The 17,357-nt window shown below is 71.0% G+C and carries 13 protein-coding genes and 1 pseudogene; 11 read left to right on the top strand and 3 right to left on the bottom strand.

Translation table 11 applies throughout. The annotated features are described in order from the left end of the window. The first annotated feature begins 437 nt into the window (after window positions 1-437). From mraZ to IPL40_11225, 4 genes and pseudogenes are all read left to right on the top strand, one after another. Window positions 438-908, top strand: a pseudogene (gene mraZ / locus IPL40_11240) (division/cell wall cluster transcriptional repressor MraZ). Next, complete coding sequence (rsmH, locus tag IPL40_11235; GenBank protein MBK8481736.1) at window positions 909-1,913, top strand: 16S rRNA (cytosine(1402)-N(4))-methyltransferase RsmH; 1,005 nt, start codon at window positions 909-911, stop codon at window positions 1,911-1,913. Continuing rightward, complete coding sequence (locus IPL40_11230; GenBank protein MBK8481735.1) at window positions 1,907-2,413, top strand: hypothetical protein; 507 nt, start codon at window positions 1,907-1,909, stop codon at window positions 2,411-2,413. Before rsmH ends, IPL40_11230 begins: the two co-directional genes overlap by 7 nt. A gap of 55 nt (window positions 2,414-2,468) precedes the next feature. Continuing rightward, window positions 2,469-4,502, top strand: coding sequence for a penicillin-binding protein (locus IPL40_11225; GenBank protein MBK8481734.1), 2,034 nt, complete (start codon window positions 2,469-2,471; stop codon window positions 4,500-4,502). Between the two features lie 41 nt (window positions 4,503-4,543). On the opposite strand, the gene IPL40_11220 is transcribed toward IPL40_11225, so the two are convergent. Continuing rightward, window positions 4,544-6,130 carry a hypothetical protein gene (locus IPL40_11220; protein ID MBK8481733.1) on the bottom strand — a complete coding sequence of 529 codons (1,587 nt, stop codon included), beginning with the start codon at window positions 6,128-6,130 and terminating at the stop codon, window positions 4,544-4,546. A gap of 218 nt (window positions 6,131-6,348) precedes the next feature. On the opposite strand from IPL40_11220, the gene IPL40_11215 reads away from it, so the two are divergent. Continuing rightward, entirely contained in the window at window positions 6,349-7,164 is an 816-nt protein-coding gene (locus tag IPL40_11215) for a glutamate racemase (GenBank protein ID MBK8481732.1), read from the top strand. Between the two features lie 202 nt (window positions 7,165-7,366). After that, window positions 7,367-8,347, top strand: coding sequence for an HD domain-containing protein (locus tag IPL40_11210; protein ID MBK8481731.1), 981 nt, complete (start codon window positions 7,367-7,369; stop codon window positions 8,345-8,347). Here IPL40_11210 and IPL40_11205 read toward each other — a convergent pair. Then, window positions 8,305-11,241 carry an NAD-glutamate dehydrogenase gene (locus IPL40_11205; protein ID MBK8481730.1) on the bottom strand — a complete coding sequence of 979 codons (2,937 nt, stop codon included), beginning with the start codon at window positions 11,239-11,241 and terminating at the stop codon, window positions 8,305-8,307. The two genes, IPL40_11210 and IPL40_11205, sit on opposite strands and share 43 nt — an antisense overlap. A gap of 11 nt (window positions 11,242-11,252) precedes the next feature. After that, complete coding sequence (locus IPL40_11200) at window positions 11,253-12,179, bottom strand: helix-turn-helix domain-containing protein (protein ID MBK8481729.1); 927 nt, start codon at window positions 12,177-12,179, stop codon at window positions 11,253-11,255. 13 nt (window positions 12,180-12,192) lie between these two features. Between IPL40_11200 and crtY the strand changes: the two genes are divergently transcribed. The 5 genes from crtY to IPL40_11175 are packed head-to-tail and all read left to right on the top strand — an operon-like array spanning window position 12,193 to window position 17,350. Continuing rightward, window positions 12,193-13,392 carry a lycopene beta-cyclase CrtY gene (gene crtY / locus IPL40_11195; GenBank protein MBK8481728.1) on the top strand — a complete coding sequence of 400 codons (1,200 nt, stop codon included), beginning with the start codon at window positions 12,193-12,195 and terminating at the stop codon, window positions 13,390-13,392. After that, on the top strand, window positions 13,389-14,423 hold the full coding sequence (locus IPL40_11190; GenBank protein MBK8481727.1) for a polyprenyl synthetase family protein: 1,035 nt from the start codon (window positions 13,389-13,391) through the stop codon (window positions 14,421-14,423). The genes crtY and IPL40_11190 overlap by 4 nt, the downstream gene beginning before the upstream one ends. Next, a complete protein-coding gene (locus IPL40_11185; protein MBK8481726.1) occupies window positions 14,416-15,930 on the top strand; it encodes a phytoene desaturase in 1,515 nt (504 codons plus the stop codon). The genes IPL40_11190 and IPL40_11185 overlap by 8 nt, the downstream gene beginning before the upstream one ends. Beyond that, entirely contained in the window at window positions 15,927-16,880 is a 954-nt protein-coding gene (locus tag IPL40_11180; GenBank protein MBK8481725.1) for a phytoene/squalene synthase family protein, read from the top strand. Before IPL40_11185 ends, IPL40_11180 begins: the two co-directional genes overlap by 4 nt. After that, window positions 16,877-17,350, top strand: a complete 474-nt coding sequence (locus IPL40_11175) for a DUF2141 domain-containing protein (GenBank protein MBK8481724.1) — start codon at window positions 16,877-16,879, stop codon at window positions 17,348-17,350. Before IPL40_11180 ends, IPL40_11175 begins: the two co-directional genes overlap by 4 nt. Window positions 17,351-17,357 lie beyond the last annotated feature (7 nt).

Below are 17,357 nucleotides of genomic sequence, written 5' to 3'. Positions count from 1 at the left end.
CGCGTGTCGGGCCGGACCCCGAGGCCGCTCGGTCGGGCGATAATCGCGCCCGCCGGGATCACGGACCACGATCCGGCGCCGATCCGCCGCCGATCCGCCGCCGATCTGGCGACGATCCGGCGACGATCTGGCGACGATCTGAATCGCGCTTTTCCGCCCGCCAGGGGCCCGGATAATGACGATCCGTGGCGCTCTTGTCAAGCTGAGGCCGAGCCCGATCGCTGGATCCACCGTACCACCACGACCCACGTCGTGGATACCTCAACATCTTGTGTGTACTCGCAAGGCTTACATCAAGATTATGTAACATCATGATGTACAAGAGGAATTCATCCGGCACAACTTGACTGTCAGTGGCTCCGGTGGTGATATGGTGGCATTCAGTGGGATGAAGTGGAAGTCAGTGGAGCAGGTCGGGAAGCTGCACCGGCCGCGGGATGGCGCTCGTCAAATAAATGTTTATAGGCACTTACGAGCACAGCCTGGACAGCAAGGGGCGACTGAGCCTGCCCGTACGCTTTCGTGAGCTCCTCGCCGCGCAGGCTGATAGCCGCCTGGTGTTGACCTCCAACGTCGACCCGCTGGGTCGCTGCCTGGTGGCCTATCCGCTGCAGGAGTGGATGGCGTTTCAAGAGAAGCTCGCCGCGCTACCGCAATTCGACGAGGCCGTGGTGCGTCTGCGCCGGCTCCATGTGGCCGGTGCGTCTGAGTGCAGCACCGATCGTCAGGGCCGCATGTTGATCCCGCCGCTCTTGCGCGAGTACGCCGGGCTGAAGAGCATGGTCGTCTTCGCCGGCGTCGGCCAGACGATCGAGCTCTGGGATCGCGAGCACTGGGACGACGAGCGGCGGCGCGCCAAGGAATCGATGCCGCAGATCAGCGACGCGCTGGCGCGGTTGGGGCTCTAGATGCAGGCCGCAGGCGACGACCTCACGCGCGGCGAGCATGCACCGGAGCCGGAGGGCTACGGCGGGCATGCGCCGGTGCTGCTCGAGGAGACCCTGACGCTGCTGGGCGTGCGTCCCGGTGGTCACTACTGCGACGCCACCCTGGGCGGGGGCGGTCACGCGCGGGCCGTGCTCGAACGCAGCGCGCCGGACGGTCGCCTCTTCGCGATCGATCACGATGCGGAGGCGATCGAGCATGGGCGTCGCGAGCTGGCCGCCTTCGGTGAACGCCTGCGCCTGCGTCAGGGCAGCTTCGCCGAGCTGCGGCGGCTGGTGGCCGACGAGCATTGCGCGCCCTTCGACGGCGTCGTCGCCGACCTCGGTGTCTCCTCTCACCAACTCGGCAGCGCGCGGCGCGGTTTCAGCTTCGCGGCCGAGGGTCCGCTCGACATGCGCATGGATCAGTCGGCGCCGGTGACGGCCGAGCGGCTGATCGCCGAGTCCTCGGAGCCCGAGTTGGCGACGATCCTGCGCGACTATGGCGAGGAGCGGCACTGGCGCCGCCTGGCGCGCGTGATCAAGCAGGCCCATCGGGCCCGCGAGCTGCGCACGACGGCCGACCTCGCGCGCCTCGTCTGGCGCGCCGTCGGAGGGCGAGGCAGTGGCGCGCAGCGCTCCCGGGTGCACCCGGCCACGCGCGTCTTCCAGGCGCTGCGAATCGCCGTGAATGACGAAATCGGCGCGCTGCGTGCCTTCCTCGAGCAGGTCTTCGACGTGCTGCGACCGGGTGGCGTGGTCGCGGTGATCGCCTTTCACTCGCTCGAGGATCGCGAGGTCAAGCAGCACTTTCGCGCCGCCGCGCGCCCCTCGCGCAGCGATCCATGGTCGCCGACCGCTGCAGGCCAGCAGCAACCTTTCGCGCGATTGCTCACGCCGCGCCCGCTGCGGCCGGCGGCGGCGGAGCTGGACGAAAACCCGCGGGCACGCAGTGCTCGCCTGCGTGCTGCGGAGAAGCTGCCATGCTGATCCCCGTCCTGACTGGTGACCAACGTCGGCAGGTGACGACCCTGTCGCTGCTGATCGGCGCCGTGGCGCTCTTGGCGCTGGGGCACGTCTGGACCCAGCTCCGCACGATCGAGTACGGCTACGGCCTCTCGCGCGCCTCGCGCCTCCAGGCGCGCCTGATCGAGGCCAACCGACGCCTGCGTACCGAGCTGGCGATGCTCAAGAGCCCCGGGCGCTTGACGGCGCTGGCGAATAGCGACCTCGGCCTGGCCGCGCCGGAGCCCGGCCAGCTGCGGCGCCTGGGCGGATCCGCCGCCAGCGGGTGGGCGGCTCGCGCCGTCCAGCGGCCCGCGGGTCCGCTGATGGCATTGGCCCAGCTCCGTGAGGCCCAGGCGCGCGAAGCGGGCGCCATATCGGCCGCGTCGCCTGGCCCTCACATCGCGTCGGGGGCCGCCGTGACGGCCCCGCTCGGCCTGCTCTGGTCCTCCGCCTTGCGTCGCGGCGGCGGGCAGCGGCTCTAGGATGGCCGCGGCTGGTCGGGCTCCAGAGCCTGCCGGGGCGAGGGCGCAGCGCTGGTTGCGCTGGCGGGTCGGCCTCTTCGTCTTGGCGCTGTTGATCGGCTTTGGTCTGGTCCTGCGGCGGTCCTTCCAGCTCCAGGTGCGCGATGGTGCAAGGCTCAAGGAGCTGGCCCTCCAGCAGTACCTGAAGCACATCGAGCTGCCTGCGCGGCGTGGTCCGATCTTCGACCGCCACGGCGCGCCCCTGGCTGTCAGCGTCGAGGTCGATTCCGTCTGCGCCAATCCGCGCCAGGTCGGCGCCGCGGCTCGAGAGGTCGCCACGCGGCTCGCGCCGCTGCTGGAGCTTGGACGCGCTGACCTGCTGGCGCGCCTCCGCTCGCGCCGCTTCTTCGTCTGGCTCAAGCGACGCGTGACGCCGCAGCTAGCCGAGCGCGTCCGAGCGTTGAGGATCCCAGGGGTGTTTCTGCAGCGCGAGAGCCGTCGCTTCTACCCCAACGGCGCGCTGGCCGGCGCGCTCCTGGGCTTCTCGGGGGTGGACGGACGCGGGCTCGAGGGGGTCGAGCGGAGCCTCGACCGCTCGTTGCGCGGGAGCCCCTTGCGGGTGCGGGCGCTGCGCGACGCGCTCGGCCGCAGCGTCCTCGATCAAGCGCTCGGCGAGGGCGATCGGCAGGGGGATCAGGTCGTCCTGACGATCGACAAGCTGATCCAGCATGAGGCAGAGCAGGCCCTGGCCGACGCGCAGACCCAGGTCGCCCCCGGCAGCGGCTGGACGGCCGCCGTGGTGATGGATCCCCTCAACGGCGACATCCTCGCGCTGGCCGGCACGCCGGCCTTCGATCCCAATCGCGTGGCGCAGGCGCGGGCCAGAGACTGGCGCATCCGAGCGCTCGCCGACGCCTTCGAGCCGGGCTCGACGCTCAAGCTCTTCACGGTGCTCAGCGCGCTGGTGACGGGCGTGACCCACGAGCGCGAGTTGATCGACTGCGAAAACGGCCGCTGGCGCATCGGCCGCCGAACGATTCACGATCACAAACCGCACGGGCTCCTCTCCGTCGCCGACGTCGTCAAGAAGTCCTCGAACATCGGCGTATCGAAGCTCGCCTTTCGGATGGGCAAGCAGCGCCTCAGCGAGGGCCTGCGCCGCTTCGGCTTCGCTCAACGCACGGGGCTGCCCCTGCCGGGTGAGCGCACGGGTGTGCTCTATGACCCGGCGCGCTGGTCCGACGTGGCGCTGGCCAACATCGCCTTCGGTCAGGGCATGACGGCGACCGTGGTGCAGCTCGTGCGGGCCCTCGCGGCGATCGGCAACGGAGGCAAGCTGCTCGAACCGCGGCTCGTGCTGCAGACGATGCGCGAGGGCGCGGCCGCGACCGCCGTGCCCGCGGTGCGAGGCCAGCAGGTGGTCGACCCGGCGCTCGCGCGGCGCATGTTGGCGATGATGCGAGGCGTGACCGAGGACGGCGGCACTGCGGAGGCTGCAGCGGTCGACGGCTACAGCGTCGCCGGAAAGACCGGCACGGCGCAGAAGGTGGATCCCGTCACTGGAACCTACTCGACGACCAAGTGGCTCTCGTCGTTCATGGGCTTGGTGCCTGCCACGCGCCCGCGGCTGGCGATCATCGTCGTCATCAACGAACCGTCCGGGGCATCGCACTATGGCGGTGAGGTCGCCGGTCCGGTCTTCAGGCGAATCGCGGGTCAGGCGCTGCGCCACCTCGGGGTGGCCCCCGATCTCCCGGTGGGCGAGGCGCTGGCCGGTCGGGCGGTCGGCCGGCCGACCGCCGCGCCGTCGGCCTCAGCGGCGGCGATCGAGCCGCCCGCGCTGCCGCAGGCCGCCGACGAGGGCGCGATCGGCGCTGGCGGGCTCGAGCTGCCAGATTTCCGCGGCCTCGGGATGGCCGAGGTCCTCGACCGCGCGCGCGCCGCTGGCGTTGGCGTGCGCCTCGTCGGCAGCGGCGTCGCGGTTTCGCAGCGGCCGAGCAAGGGTTTCGCCGGGGGCCCCGCGCTCTGTCAGGTCACGCTGGAGCCGCCGAGCTGGCGCGCGCCGCGGCGCGTCGCCGGCGTGAGCACGACGCTGGCCGCGGGGCGCTGACCCGGCGGCGCTGGCCGCCTGAGCAGGGGCCCCGCAGGCGCTCACTTGCTCCCGTCGTTCTCCTCCGAGAGGTACTGCAGAATCACCTCGTCGAGACTGCGCTCCGAGATCAAATCGGCGCCGAAGGGACGCGGATGGCCCATCGCGCTCGGCGTCGCCGAGGCCGATGCGGTCGGTCGCTTGGTCGGCACCATCCCGACGGCCGATGGCGGTGGTACCGCGGTCGAGCGTGTCTGGCCCGGGCGCGCGGTGGCGGTCGCGGTGGCCGCGATGGCGCTCGGTGATCGCGCCCCCGATGCTGCGCGATCGATCACCACCGCCGGTCGCGCGACCACGGCCGCCTGGCTCTGGCCGCCGCCCCGCCGCGCGATAGCGCCCGAGGGACGCGCCCCGCCGAGCGTGGCGATGCGGTAGACGCCCCCACCGCTGCCGATGGGCTGGGCGGCCACGGGGCCCTGGGCGATAGCGGGAACGCCGCTCGAGCTTCCCGGCGCCGCGGCATCGACCGGGGAGTAGGAGCCTGTCGCGCGGCGCCCGCGACCGGAAGACTTGGCTGAGGGCGCCGTGTAGCGCTGCGGCGTCGAGGCGGAGCGCGCGGCGTTGGTGCCGACGCTCGCGGCGTCGGCGCCACTCGGTCTCGCCGGCGCGGGCGCTCCCGTTTGACCGCGGGCCCAGGTTGGAATCGAGTAGGTCCCCGACGCGCGTTGCTGGCGCGTGTCGCCAGCCTCGGCTCTGGCCGTCTGGTGCGTCGCGCTCGCGGGTCGGACTGCGGGCGTCGCGCCGGTTGGCGGCCGGCGTTCGCTCGCTGCGGCGGGCCGGCGGGTGACCTCAGCGTCGGGGCCGAGGCGGGGTTGGGTCTGCGCCCCTGCTGGGGGCGCGGCGCGAACTCCGCCGGCGGCGTCGCCGGGGGCGTGGCGCTCGATCCGCTGGACCAACGTCGGCTCGGCGTGGAGCTCGGCGGCGCTGCTGTTGCCGCGTGCCCACTCGAGGGCGTCCTCGAGGCCGCGTCCCGATCGCGTGGGCGCTGATGGCGGCTGCAGAGGCGCGGCGATCGGCGTCGAGGCCGCGCTGGCCCCGCGGCCGGTCGCCGCGCGCGCCGGCGGCTGCGCCACTGGGGCGGCGATGCGTTGCGTGTCGGCAGCGCTGGCCGCGTCGGCGTCGCTGAGCGAGGCGATCAGCGCGTCCGCGGGCGCCGCCCCCGCCTCGTTCGGCGGGAGTGCGTCCAGCACCAGCTCGGCCGCGGCCTCGGCGGCCGCGTGCTCGGCGAGCTCCTGCTCGGCGACGCGATCCGTCTCCGCCGTCCCAGCGCTCGCGTCGGCTTCCGCCGGCGCCGCATCCTCGACGCCGAGCACCGCCGCGATCTTCTCGTCGAAGGCGCCGTGCCGGAGCTGCCGCATCAGCGACTTGTGCTGCTCCTGCATCATCTTGCGAACAGCAGGCTCGTGGCCTGGCTGCTGCGCCAGCTCGCTGTAGTCGGCGCGCGCCGAGGCGATGATCACGCCGCGATAGTAGAGGTGCGTGAAGACGTGCGGATGGTCCAGCCCGGAGTCCTCCGTCTGCACGTGGTAGACGCGGGCGCCATGGCGGACGTTGTGATTGAAGCCCTGGAGCGGCGAACGGGAGGACATGGTCAGCTTCTGGAGCGCGCTACCGCAAGGGGATCACGACGGATGAACGATACAGCCGCCTATGCTAACACCCCGACGCGGCTCAGCCAATAGAGCCGCTCATTGGGCGTGCCCCCGCTCAGGGTCTTCCTGCAGCCGCGGGCAGCCGACGAGCCGAGGGGCCGACGAGGGGCCGACGAGGGGCCGACGAGGGGCCGACGATGACTCTCCCAGCCAGCATGATCGACCGCGCTTCGCCGATCGGGGTCTTCGACTCCGGTCTCGGCGGCTTGACCGTGGTGCGCGCGCTCAGCCGCGAGCTGCCCGCGGAGCAGATCGTCTACCTCGGGGATACGGCCCGCCTGCCCTACGGGACGAAGTCCGCGGCCACCGTCGTGCGCTACGCGCTGCAGATCGCCGAGGTGCTCCTGCGCCAGGGGATCAAGTACCTCGTCGTCGCCTGTAACACAGCCTCGGCGCACGCCCTGCCCGCACTGCGCGAACGTATGCCCATCCCCGTGCTCGGCGTGGTCGAGCCCGGCGCGGCGGTGGCCGCGGCGCTTACCGGCGCGGGTCAGGTCGGCGTCCTGGGCACGCTCGGCGTGGTCGCGTCGGCGGCCTACCAACGCGCGATGCAGGAGCTTCGCCCCGAGCTCGCCGTCTTCGGTCAGGCGTGCCCCCTGCTGGTGCCGCTGGCCGAGGAGGGGTGGATCGACCATCCCGTGACGCGGCAGGTCGTGGCGCACTACCTGGGCGAGCTGCAGGCGCAGGCCGGGTCGATCGAGACGCTGGTCTTGGGATGCACACACTACCCGCTCTTGCGCGAGGTCATCAGCCAGCAGGCGGCGATCACGCTCGGGGCCGGCGTGACGCTCGTCGATTCGGCCGAGGCGGCCGCGGCTGCCGTCGTCGCAGACCTCTCGGCGCGCGGCTTGTTGGCGCCCGAACGGCGCGCGGCCGACCGCTTCATGTTCAGCGATGTGAGCCGCTTCGTCTCGGTGGCCGAGCGCTTTTTCGGCCGTCCGCTGGGTGCCGCGGAGCATGCGGACCTCTGAGCGCCACGACGCGCTCGCGCGGCGCAGGAAGGCGCCCGCCTGCGCCGCCGCTGCCTTGACAAGGCAGGCCATTCGCCTAATAACCGCTCGCGCCGAGAAGAACCCCAGCGCCGCGTCAGGCCAACGAAGACCGGCGCCCTCCGATGACCCTCGTTCCACTCAGTCGCCAGCGGGTTAGACCACGCCTTGGTTGGGGTCGACGATGACGCAGCAGGTTTCTGATTCGCCCGCCGTCCGGGTGGCCTCCGCCGACGCTCGCAGCGAGGAGACCCCGCTGCCGGTCGCTCAGCTCGCCGCGGCCCTGCAGCTGGCGCGCAATGTTGCGGCGGGGCAGGGCGCTCCGCCGGCGGACCTGACGCGGCAGCTCGCGGGGATGGCGCGGCGGGTGGCCGAGCTGCCCCCGGAGCTGCTGCGCGGCGAGCTCGAGGCCCTGCTGCTGGGGACGCACGTCCCCGAGGCGCTGCAGTGGCTGCATCAGGCTGGACTGCTGGCGGTCCTCCTGCCCGAGCTCGAGGCGACGGTGTCCTTCACGCAGGAGGCCGGGCGTCGGCACAAGGACGTCTGGGAGCATACAAAACAGGTCGTGGCGCAGGCCGTGCCCCTGCCGGCCTTGCGCTGGGCGGCGTTGCTCCACGACGTGGGCAAGGTGCCGACGCGGGCCTTCCTCGCCGATGGCAAGGTCACCTTTCACGGGCACGCCGAGGTCGGTGCACGCATGTTCGACCGCATCGCGCGCCGCTTCGCCTTTCCCCGACCGCTGCGCGAGCGGGTGCGCGGCTTGATCCTGCACCACCTGCGGGCCAACCAATACGATGGCTCCTGGACCGACGCAGCGGTCCGGCGCTTCGACCGTCAGATGGGCGACCTGCTCGAGGAGCTGCTCTTGCTCTCGCGCGCCGACATCACTTCGGCGCGCCAGCATAAGCGCGACCTGGCGCAGCGGCGGCTCGACGAGCTGCAGCGACGGATCGCGTCGCTGCGCGAGCTCGACGCGATTCAGCCCCCGCTGCCCTCGGGGCTGGGTGACGAGATCATGCGCCACTTCGCCCTGGCGCCGGGGCGGGCGATCGGCGACCTGAAGCGCCAGCTCGAGGCGGCGATCGAGCGCGGCGAGCTCGAGGAGCGGCGCGACGCCGAGTACTACTTGAGCTGGCTCGCGCCCGTGGTCGCAGCCTCGAGGTAGGGGCGCAGGAACTCGACGAAGCGCAGCTCGCTGCCGCGGAGCCCAACGGCGTAGACGTAGCGGCTGGCGAGGTGCGCGCCGAAGACCGCCTTGAGATAGGCGTTGGGAACCCGCGCCAGGATCGTCTTGGCTCCGATCAGGCGCTGCAGGGTGCTTGGGCAGGCCTCGGCGAGCACCCGCGCGCGCAGCAGCTCGTTATCCCACAGCGTCGAGCCTTCGATCTCGCGCTTGAGCTCGCTGATCTTGTCGCTGAGGAGATCCGTCAGCACGCTGCGCGGCAGCGCGGCGCGCGCGTGTTCGCTCCAGATGCAGGCGAACTCGCGCTGGGCATTGTCCGCGATCCGTTCCTGCGCCTCGACGACATAGTCACGGTAGAACGCCGGGGGCTCGGCGCCCGTGACCAGCATGTGCGCGGCGAACTCGGCATCGCTCAGCGCCAGCCCCGCCAGCACCTCGAGCGACGAGGAGGTGACCCCGCCCTTATTCGCCGAGGCATCCTTGAAGAGGATAACCCCCGCCTCCTCCAGCGCGATCCGCGCCGCCTGGGTGAAGAAGAGATTGGCGCCCTCGACGATGATCCGAAAACGCGGCACGCCGCGCGCGTCGATCAGCTGCCCCACGTTGTTGATGTGGACGGAGTCAGGTCGTCCGCCGCAGGGCACGAAGAGGTCGGCCTGCGCCAGGGGGTTGAGGTGAAAGGTATCGCGAAAGGCGAAGCCGCTCTCGACCTGAGTCCCGTCCGGCAGGGTCAAATCGCGCTCCTCGACGCCGACGAGAAAGCCGCGCGGGCCGAGCCTCGCGCGCTCGAAGCTGCGAATCGGCTCGCGCAGCGCGGCGAGCCGGCGCAGCTCGCTGCGATCGAGGCCATCGGGGTCGTAGAGCACACCACTGCCGTCGACGACCGCGATCGTGCGGTCGTTGGCGCACTTGATCTCGTTGGAGCCGAGGTCGCCGTCGGGGCCGCCGGTCTGCAGCTTGGTGACCGTCCGCTCGTCGAGGCCGAGCTTCTCGAGCGTCGCGAGCACGTATTGGTGCACCGAGCGCGTCGTCATGCCGTGGACATCGTGCGGGATGCCACCGAGCTGCGGGCTCTTGCCGGTGGTGAAGGCGCGCCAGTAGGCATAGCCGCGCGCGCGCGCGTGCTCGCTGGCCCAGTTCATCAGCTCCGCCGTCCCCTCGTCGGGCCCGAGGAAGATCAGCTCGGGCGTGCCGTGGTGATCGATGACCTCCGGGTCGGGAAGCAGCAGGTCGAGCATGCTGTCGACGTACTTCTTGAACGCCGTCTCCGCCCGGCCCTGATGGTCGAGCGCCATCAGGATGCCGCCCTTGGCGCCCCCTTCGGGGATGTCCTTGTTCTTCTTCTGCTGGGTGCGCGCGAGTTGGTAGACCTCGTTGAAGAGGTGGTCGACGTTGGTGCCGAAGGCCTGCGGTGTCGGCGAGCGAACGATCCGCACCCCTCCACGCGCGACCTCGCGGAAGCGGACATGGAAGCCGCGAAACTCGCTGCCGACGAAGAAGAAGATGCCGTGGGGTCGATCGGGGTAGTCGCGGCTGTCGAGAAAGGCGGGATCGAGGCGAAACGCCAGCGCGACCTTGCGGGCCTTGTAGAAGTTGGTCGTCAGGATGTGACGGTTGAAGGTCAGGCAGGCGGTGAGGATCTGCTCCTCGATCGGATCGGCGGCGGCGTTATGCAGCCGCGCCTGCAGCGCCGGTCCGTGCTCGCGATCGTAGCGCTTGACCGGTGTTTCGGGCGACCGCTGATGGTGCTCGGCGAAGTCGGCGTAGAGCGCCTTGATCAGCCCGGGCTGGCGCTCGAGCGTCTCGAGGATGCGATCCTCGGTGAAGGTATCCTTGGTCAGCCGGTGCTTGAGCTCGGCGAGCAACCCCAGCCGGATCGGATCGCCGCCGAGCGCCGTCGCGAGGGAGACGTACTGCTCGCGGTACCGCGTCAAGAACTGATGGGCGAACTTCCAGCAGGCGTAGGCGTAGACGACCTCGGGGGCCGAGAGCCGCCCTTGCTGAAAGAGCGGCGTCAGGGAGGTGCGCGGCAGCGCGTAGACCAGGCTGATGTCCTCGCGCATGCTCTCGAGCACGGGCTCGGGAACCTCGCCTGAGAGCACGACGCAGTAGACCACGATGCCGGTCGGGAACTGCTCGATGTACTTGCGCTGCGAGTGCAGACCGTAGGAGTTGAGCACATCGGAGATCGCCGAGAAGTAGCTGTGGGTGCCGCCGCGGCGATAGGCGACGAGGATCGCTTTGCTGCGGAACTCGGGCTGGTCGAGGATCTCGATGCTCGGACCGAGCTCGGTGCCCGCGCGCGCGACGAGGCGCTGGCAGCGCGCGAGCGCCCGCTCGTCGACGCCGACGCGCAAGCAGGGCGCGCCCACGCCCTGCGACGGCAGCGCGCCGCCGCCCTCGGCGTGGCGCTCAGCGGGCCGCGAGAGCAAATAGAGTCGCAGGTGCGCGAGCGAGTCAGGCCCGGTCGTGCCGGTGGTGCGGTAGCATTCGAGCCGGAAGTCGGGATAGCGCTGCTCGATTCGACGCTCGATCTCGACGGCCAGCGTGTGCTCGTCGCGGCAGGCGTAGAGCGCGCTGTCGGCGTGCTCGCTGACCAGGCGCAGCCCGACATTCTCGCCGCTGGTGCGGGCCAGGATCTTGCCGGCGAAGAGCGCCTGGATGTGCTTGGCGACCTCCTGCGGGCGCGTCGCGCGGAAGTAGCTCGGGTCGAGGCCAAGCTCGCTGTAGAACCACGCCATCTCGCGCAGGATCACCTCGGGAGCGAAGGCCTGATCGGCGGCGATGAGCTGGTAGACCTCTTCGATCAGCGGCGCCGCGAGCCCGGATCGCTCGGCGATGACGCGAAGCTGCGTGGCCAGGGCGGAGTCGTTCATCGCCGCCCACTCTAGCGCGCGTCGGGTAGCGAGGCGAGCGAGCGTAGCCGGTGTCCGTAGGGAGGAGGGTCTGGCCACGCGCCCTCGCCGCCGAGCAGGAGCAGGGCGCCGGTGGCTCTGCAGATCACCCCGAGCTGAGTCGCGAGCGCCCGCAACGCCAGCTGATCGAAGGAGGCCTCCGAGGCGGAAACGGCCACCAGGCTGATTCGCCGCTCGCGGGCGAAGCGCGCGAGCTCCTCGATCGGTGTGCGCCGTCCGGCCCACTCAGTATCCCAGCCGGCCTCGCGCAGGGCGAGCTCGGCCAGCCTCAGGCCCAGGGTGTGATCGTCACCGGGCGCCACCAGCAGCAGGGCGCGCCTGGCGCCCGCAGGGATCACGATGCTCGGCAGCGCGCGCGTGAGCCCGCGGGCCAGGCGCTCGGAGGCGAGGTGCTCCTGCAGCACCGTCAGTTGGCCGTGCGCCCAACGCTGACCGATCGCCTTCAACACGGCAGCGAGCCGGTCGCCCACGCGCCACCAACTGCCCGCGGCATCGCGCTCGGCGAGCAAGGCCCGGGTGACGTCCTCGGGCTCGCCGCCGCTGATCAGCAGCGCCACCCAGGCGGCGGTCCAACCCTCGGCGACCTCGACGCCTGGAGGCGCGCCCGAGGCCGGGCGCTGAGTCGACCACCTGGCCTCGTCGGCGAGCAAGGCCTCGACGGCTGCCCGCGGGTAACGGCGGTGCCCGCCGGGCGTCTTGACGCAGGCCAGCACTCCAGCCTCCGCCCAACGTTTGACGCTCGTAGTGCCGACCCCCAGCAGCCGCGCCGCTTCCTGGGTGGTGAGGAGCTCCAGCCCGGTCTTCTCTTCCATCCGGATGAAATCCTCCATCCGGATGAAATAGTCGAATTGGTCGTTGAGGTCAACCTTGTACTTGACACAGTCGACCATGTCGTCCATTGTGTTGGTCGTTATGGACAAATCAAGCGCTCAACCCGCCGCCGCCTCCAACCGTTCTGGGGCCTCCCAGCCCTACGACGTGGCGATCGTCGGTGGCGGCCTCTCCGCCGGCCTCGTGGCCCTGGCGCTCCTCGCCCGCCGCCCCCAAACCCGGCTCGCGATCGTCGAACGCGGCCCACGACTCGCGGGGAACCACACCTGGTGCGTACACGAAGACGGCCTTCCGGCCGACAGCCGCGCCTTGCTCGAGCCCCTGGTGGTGCACCGCTGGGCCGAGCATGAGGTCCGCTTCCCGAGACGCCGGCGCGTCTTGCGCTCGCCCTACGTCTGCGTCACCGCCGAGCGGCTGAACGAGCGCGTGCAAGCGGTGGTACGGGCGGCGCCCCACGCCGAGCTGCAGCTGGGCGCGGAGGCGATGGAGGTCGCGCCGCGAAGCCTTCGTCTCGCCGATGGGCGGGTGCTCTCCGCGCAGGTGGTGCTCGACGGACGCGGTCCGCGACTGGGGCTCAACGAGGCCGCGTTTGGCTACCAGAAGTTCCTTGGGCTCGAGCTGCGGCTCGCGCGGGCCCACGCGTTCCGAGCTCCGCTGCTGATGGATGCCACGGGCGTGCAGCAGGACGGTCTTCGCTTCTTCTATCTGCTGCCGCTGGCCGCGGACCGCGTCCTTGTCGAGGACACCTGCTTCTCCGTCCGCCCCGAGCTCGATCGCGAGCGCTATCGCGCGCGGGCGCTGGCCTACGCCGCGCGGCAGGGCCTGCTCGTCGACGCTGTGACGCGCGAGGAGATGGGCGTGCTGCCGATGCCGATGCAAGAGCAAAGCGACCCGCCGCGAGCTGCTGCCGCGCAGATCGGCTACGCGGGCGGCTTCTTCCACCCGGCCACTGGCTATTCGCTGCCGATCGCCTTGCGCGTGGCCCTGGCGCTGGCGGAGGCCCTCCCGCGAGAGGCGGAGCGGGCGTTGGCGGCGTTGCGGCGGAGCTACGCCGATCAGGCGCGCTTTGCACGGAGGCTGAACGCGCTGCTCTTTCGCTGCTTCCCTGACGACGCGATGCGCAACGTCTTCGAGCGCTTTTTCGGGCTGCCCGAAGCGCTGATCAACCGCTTCTATCGCCTCGAGATGACGCGCGCCGACCGCGCCCGCATCCTGCTCGGGCGCCCGCCCGAAGGCATTTCGTTGCGCAAGGCCCTAGCCTTGATCGGAGGCGTCTCATGAAATCACAGGCTGCCGAGGTGCAGCGGCCCTTCCTGGCTCAGCTCCTGCGCGAGGTGCTGAACCCGATGCCCGCGATGGACGAGGCGCCCTGGTCGGCGCTGCGGGTACCCACTGCCGTCTGGGAGCGGGCGCTTGGCGGACCGCTGGCCGACTTCATCGATCGTCCGGGCAAGGAGCTGCGCGCGAACCTGGTGGAGGCCTCTTGGGCGCTCGGCGGCGGCCGCCCGGGCGCTCAACCGCGCGAGTTGCCCTATCTGGTCGAGATGCTCCACGCGGGCTCGCTGATCGTCGACGATCTCCAGGACGGCTCGAAGACCCGGCGCGGCGCGCCCGCGCTGCACGAGCTCTACGGTCTGCCGACGGCGCTCAACGCCGGCAACTGGCTCTACTTCTGGCCGCTCGCCCGCCTCGGGCGGATGGCGCTGCCGACCAGCGCGAAGCTCGCGCTCTTCGAGCAGATCTCGACGACGGTTTTGCGCTGTCATCAGGGTCAGGCGCTCGATTTGAGCTGCAAGGTACACGCGCTGGCCGCCGCCGAGTTGCCACCGATCGTCGAGGCCACGACGGCGCTCAAGACCAGCGCGCTAATGGGGCTCGCCGCCTCGATGGGCGCGATCGCCGCCGGCGCCGCGCGTGAGCGGGTGGAGGCCCTCGCGGCCTTCGGCCGGCAGGCCGGTGTGGGCTTGCAGATGCTCGATGACCTTGGCGGTTTGACCAGCGAGGATCGCGCGGAGAAGGGCCTCGAGGATCTGCGCGGCGCGCGACCGACCTGGCCCTGGGCCTGGCTCGCGGCGCAGGCCGACCCGCGCAGCTACGCCCGCGCCCAGGCCGAGGCGAAGAAGGTCGCTGATGGCGGCGATCCGCAACGGCTGCGCGCGATCCTCCGGCAGCACGTCACCCTGATCGGCCGGCGGCAGGCAGACCAGCACCTCGACGCTGCCCTGGCGGGCCTGCGGCGGGAGGTTGGGCCATCGCGGGCCCTCGGCGCGCTGGTGCGCGACTTCGATCGCATGAGGAAGAGCTATGGCTGAGCGGACGGTGCGCCGGGCGGCGGTGATCGGCAGCGGCTTCGGTGGTCTGGCGGCAGCGATACGGCTGCAAGCTGCCGGCGTCAGTACCACCGTCTACGAGGCTCGCGACAGGCCGGGTGGACGCGCCTATGTCTACGAACAGGACGGCTTCACCTTCGACGCCGGTCCCACGGTGATCACGGCGCCCCATTGCCTCGAGGAGCTCTTTGCGGTCGGCGGCCAGCGCCTGGCCGACCACGTCGAGCTGCTGCCGGTCACCCCCTTTTATCGCCTGCTCTGGCCGGACGGCGACAGGCTCGACTACACGGGTGATCTGACCGCGGAGCTGCGCAAGCGCGGCGAGCGCGAGGCAGCCGGGTATCAGCGCTTCGTAGCCTACTCGAAGCGCGTGTTCGAGGCCGGCTACGAGGAGCTCGCGGCGACCCCCTTTCTGCGCTTCATGGACATGGTGCGCGTCGCCCCGCGGCTCGCGCGCCTCCGCGCCGACCGCTCGGTTTACGCCGCCGTCAGCCGCTTTGTTGACGACGAGCACGTGCGCCAGGCGCTCAGCTTCCACGCGCTCTTGGTAGGCGGCAACCCCTTCGAGACCAGCGCGATCTACACGCTGATCCACTACCTGGAGCGCAAATGGGGGGTCTTCTTTCCGCGCGGGGGAACTGGTGCCCTCGTGCGCTCACTCGTCGAGCTCTTCCGCTCGCTCGGTGGTGAGCTTCGCCTCGCCACGCCCGTGGAGCACATCCGGCTGAGCGAGGTGCGCGGCCGGACCCGCCATCTGCTACGGGCAGCAGAGGGCAGCGAAGAGAGCTACGATCTCGTGGTCTCCAACGCCGACCTGCGCCATACCTACGCGGACCTCTACCAGGGCGCGCCAGCGGCCGATCGCGCCCGCCGGGCGGTGGAGCAGCTCGACTGGTCGATGTCGCTCTTCGTGCTCTACTTCGGCACCGATCGCAGCTACGCCGACGAGGTCGTCCACCACTCCGTGATCTTCGGACCACGGTACAAGGGATTGCTGCGCGACATCTTCCACGGCCACGAGCTGCCGGCGGACTACAGCCTCTATCTCCACGCGCCGACCGTCACCGACCCTTCACTCGCGCCGCCCGGTCACGGTGCCTTCTACGTGTTGTCGCCGGTGCCCCACCTCGGCCACGCGCCCCTCGATTGGGAGGCGATCGCGCCTGCCTACGCCGATCGCATCCTCGCCACGCTCGAGTCCGTCATGCCGGACCTGCGTCGGCACGTGGTGACGCGGCGCTGGATGACGCCCCTCTCCTTTCGAGACGACCTGCGCAGCTATCATGGCTCGGCCTTTTCCTGCGCGCCGACGCTGATGCAGAGCGCCTGGTTCCGGCCCCATAATCGCGATCCGCGCATCCCAGGCCTCTACCTGGTCGGCGCTGGGACTCATCCTGGCGCGGGCCTGCCCGGGGTGATCAACTCCGCCAAAGCCACTGCCAGCGTCATCCTTTCCGATCTGGGGATCAGCCGAGAGGAGGCGGCGTGATCGATGCGCGCAAGGCTCTGGCGCGCCGGATGATGGCGGGCGGCTCGCGCAGCTTCTGGCTGGCCGCGAAGCTCTTGCGGCGCAGCGTCCGCGACGACGCGGCGGTGATCTACGCCTTCTGCCGCCGCGCTGATGACGCCGTCGACCGCTGCCCGCCAGGGGCCGCCGCCGCGGCCGTCCTGGTGCTGCGGAGCGAGGTCGACCTCGTCTACTCGGCGCGCACGCCGAAGGAGCCGATTCTGTCGGCCTTTCAGCAGGTGGTTCGCGAACGGCGCATTCCGCGCCGCTACGCTGATGAGCTCCTCGCGGGGATGGCGATGGATGCCGCGGGCGCGGCCTACGAGACGGTCGACGAGCTGCTGCTCTATTGCTATCGGGTCGCCGGAACCGTCGGCCTGATGATGTGTCACGTGATGGGCGTGCGCAGCGAGCGAGCCCTGCGGCACGCCGTCCATCTCGGTCTCGCCATGCAGCTCACGAACATCTGCCGCGATGTCGCTGAGGACTGGTCAAATGGCCGGCGCTACCTCCCCTGGGAGCTGTTGTCGCGGCATGGCGCCGCAGGCTCGGTGGAGCCTGGGGCGGAGCTCCCGCGCTCCTGGCGCCAGGCGATGGCCAGCTCGGTGCGCGAGCTCCTGTCGTTGGCCGATCGCTTCTACCTCTCTGGCGACCAGGGACTGGCAGAGCTGCCGCTGCGCTGCAGCCTGGCCGTGCGAGCGGCGCGGCTGATCTATTCGCGCATCGGGCGCGTGATCGCCGCGCGGCGCTTCGAGATCGCCGCCGGCCGCGCGGTCGTCTCTGGGAGTTACAAGCTCGGGCTGCTGCTGCGCGCGCTCGCTCTCGGTCTGCTCAGCGGCTGGCGTCGCTGGGGCAGTCCGATCCGCGCGCCGCTCGGCCTGGTCGCGCCCTCGGCAGAGCTCTGGCTGTCCGAGGCTGGAGGTCGCCGATGAACGCACCCTGGGCGGTCTCGCTCGCGTTGCTCGCCGTGCTGAGCAGCGGCAGCCGTGCCGGCGGCAGTCCCTCGCAGCGGTCGCCGCGGCGCAGGGCGACGGGCGACGTGATTGTGGTCGTGACCGGCCTGCGCCACGACGGCGGCAAGGTCCTGGTCGGTCTCTACCGCGGGGAGGCTGGCTTCCCTGCGGATGGGCGCGCCGCCAGCGCCCGGGCCGAGGTGACAATTGTTCGGGGTACGGCGCGCGTGCGTTTCTCCGCGGTGCCGGTCGGCACCCTGGCGGTGGGGGTGCTCCACGACGAGGACGGCGACCGCGCGATGGACACCGGGTTGTTCGGCCTGCCGCAGGAGGGCTACGGCGTCAGCCGCGATGCGGTGCGCGCCTTTGGACCACCGCGCTATCGCGATGCGGCGCTGCGCTTGGCCGCCGGCGAGCACAAGCTGGTCCGGATCCCGATCCACTACTAGCGGCCGC

Source organism: Pseudomonadota bacterium (assembly GCA_016711215.1).
Lineage (GTDB): Bacteria > Myxococcota_A > Polyangia.
The sequence above is the reverse complement of the archived record's forward strand: the minus strand, read 5'-3'. Positions and strand labels throughout refer to the sequence as shown.

Excerpts from the sequence above, each read along its gene's own strand:
- crtY (MBK8481728.1), top strand. The coding sequence starts at position 12,193 with ATGGACAAATCAAGCGCTCAACCCGCCGCCGCCTCCAACCGTTCTGGG.
- IPL40_11210 (MBK8481731.1), top strand. The coding sequence starts at position 7,367 with ATGACGCAGCAGGTTTCTGATTCGCCCGCCGTCCGGGTGGCCTCCGCC.
- IPL40_11185 (MBK8481726.1), top strand. The coding sequence starts at position 14,416 with ATGGCTGAGCGGACGGTGCGCCGGGCGGCGGTGATCGGCAGCGGCTTC.
- IPL40_11175 (MBK8481724.1), top strand. The coding sequence starts at position 16,877 with ATGAACGCACCCTGGGCGGTCTCGCTCGCGTTGCTCGCCGTGCTGAGC.
- IPL40_11230 (MBK8481735.1), top strand. The coding sequence starts at position 1,907 with ATGCTGATCCCCGTCCTGACTGGTGACCAACGTCGGCAGGTGACGACC.
- IPL40_11215 (MBK8481732.1), top strand. The coding sequence starts at position 6,349 with ATGATCGACCGCGCTTCGCCGATCGGGGTCTTCGACTCCGGTCTCGGC.
- IPL40_11190 (MBK8481727.1), top strand. The coding sequence starts at position 13,389 with ATGAAATCACAGGCTGCCGAGGTGCAGCGGCCCTTCCTGGCTCAGCTC.
- IPL40_11220 (MBK8481733.1), bottom strand. The coding sequence starts at position 6,130 with ATGTCCTCCCGTTCGCCGCTCCAGGGCTTCAATCACAACGTCCGCCAT.
- IPL40_11205 (MBK8481730.1), bottom strand. The coding sequence starts at position 11,241 with ATGAACGACTCCGCCCTGGCCACGCAGCTTCGCGTCATCGCCGAGCGA.
- rsmH (MBK8481736.1), top strand. The coding sequence starts at position 909 with ATGCAGGCCGCAGGCGACGACCTCACGCGCGGCGAGCATGCACCGGAG.
- IPL40_11200 (MBK8481729.1), bottom strand. The coding sequence starts at position 12,179 with ATGGACGACATGGTCGACTGTGTCAAGTACAAGGTTGACCTCAACGAC.